Here is a 1,557-nt window from a genome sequence, read left to right on the forward strand (position 1 = left end):
GTCATGGGGATGCGCCGGCGTCCCGTGTTCAGCCACGTACTGCGGCGTCGCGCACAACAGATGCTCGATGGGCAATGGGTCCAGCCGCATTTGCGGTCCTGGAGGCTGCGCCAACCGCGTAGCATGACGATGGGGCCGGGCTTGCCGTAGTAGCCGGTCCAGCCGCCCAGTCGGGCGCAGACCCAGGCGGCATAGGCCATGGTTTTCGGGGGATGGGGGTTTTTCTGGCGCTGGGTCTTGCCTTCGAGTTCGGCGCAGCAGGCCTCGATGAGCGGGATGTCGCCGGGATCGAAGGCGTCGAGGATGGGACGGGGAACCTGGCCTGGGACCGGGTCGCGGGCATGGACCAGTTGCTGGACGATGACGGCGGCGATCAACAGCAGGGTGACCAGCTTCTGGCGGGGCAGATCGTGGGCCTGGCGCAGGGCTTCGATGTGGAAGCCCTCGGTCTTCAGGGCCCGGAACAACTGCTCGATGGCCCAGCGGCGGCGATAGAGGTCGACCACGGCGAAAGCCTCCTGGGCGGTCTGGACGGGCGCGGTGGTGATCAGCCGCCAGTGCAAAGGCGGCTCGCCCTGCGGAGCGTCGACCTCGCGGGCGTCGACCACCGTGACAGCCACCCTGGCGGCCAGGGCGCAACCCGCGCCGCGGTTGGCCGGCCGCGCCAGCTCGACGGGGGCCAGCCGCACCGCCAGCGTCGCCTCGCGCGCCTTGCGGCCGCCCCGGGCCGGCAGTTTCACGACCTGCCGCCCGGCCTCGGCCAGGGCGTCGAGGGTGGAGAACAGCTTGCCGCCGTCGCCCAGCGCCCGGTCCTGCGCCGCCCGCACCAGCATCTCCACCCCGGCCGGGGCCTCGGCGAAGGCCTCATAGATGTCGCTCTCGCGGTCGGCGATCACCGTCACCCGCTCAGCCCCGCCGCAGATCAGGTCCGCCGCCTGCGCCGCCGCTTGCCAGCGCGCGCTCTCCTTGTCCTCGTAGGCCCTCGCCTTGCGCTGCCCACGCCGCCCTTGCTCTCGCACTAGGTAGCGCGCCTCGATCAGCCCCAGCAGCGCGCCGTCGGCGGCGTCCACCGCGATCATCGCATGCAAATAGAGCCCGCCGCCGCCTGCCGGGTCCGAGCGCGCCGCCGTGGTGTCCTGGATGGCCAGTACGTGCCGGCCCGCCGAGGCCTGCGCCGTGCGGATCGCCGCCTGCGCCACCATCTCGTCGACCTCGACCGCAGCGTTCTCCAGGAAGCGCCTCAGCCGCATCTCGCCGGCCCGGTCGCCGCCAAGCGCGCTGACCGAGGCCTTGCAGCCAGCCCGCGCCACCGCCCGCTCCAGAGCCCAGGCCCCCCTTTTTCCAGGCGGCGGTCGCCAAACCGCCCCAGCAGCAGATCCATCGCCATCTCCCGTCAGATGAACCCAATGAATCAGAGCTCGTCCACTCGCTCAATCGAGATGTGTGAACCTGCTAGCCCTCTGGGGGAGGGTTCAAGAAAGCGCCGCTTCCGGGGGGATCGACGCCCCTCCATCCCCACAATCGCCTACCCCAAACCTCAACAATTCCAACGCCCTA

At 70.6% G+C, this 1,557-nt stretch carries 2 pseudogenes; both read right to left on the reverse strand.

What is annotated here, in order from left to right:
• Nucleotides 1–105, reverse strand: a pseudogene (locus ACP7BX_RS30830) (transcriptional regulator); the annotation flags it as partial.
• 35 nt (nucleotides 106–140) lie between these two features.
• Nucleotides 141–1,250, reverse strand: a pseudogene (locus tag ACP7BX_RS30835) (IS4 family transposase); the annotation flags it as partial.
• Between the last annotated feature and the right edge of the window lie 307 nt (nucleotides 1,251–1,557).

The organism is Pseudomonas sp. DWP3-1-3b3 (assembly GCF_049896305.1).
GTDB lineage: Bacteria > Pseudomonadota > Gammaproteobacteria > Pseudomonadales > Pseudomonadaceae > Aquipseudomonas > Aquipseudomonas azotoformans_A.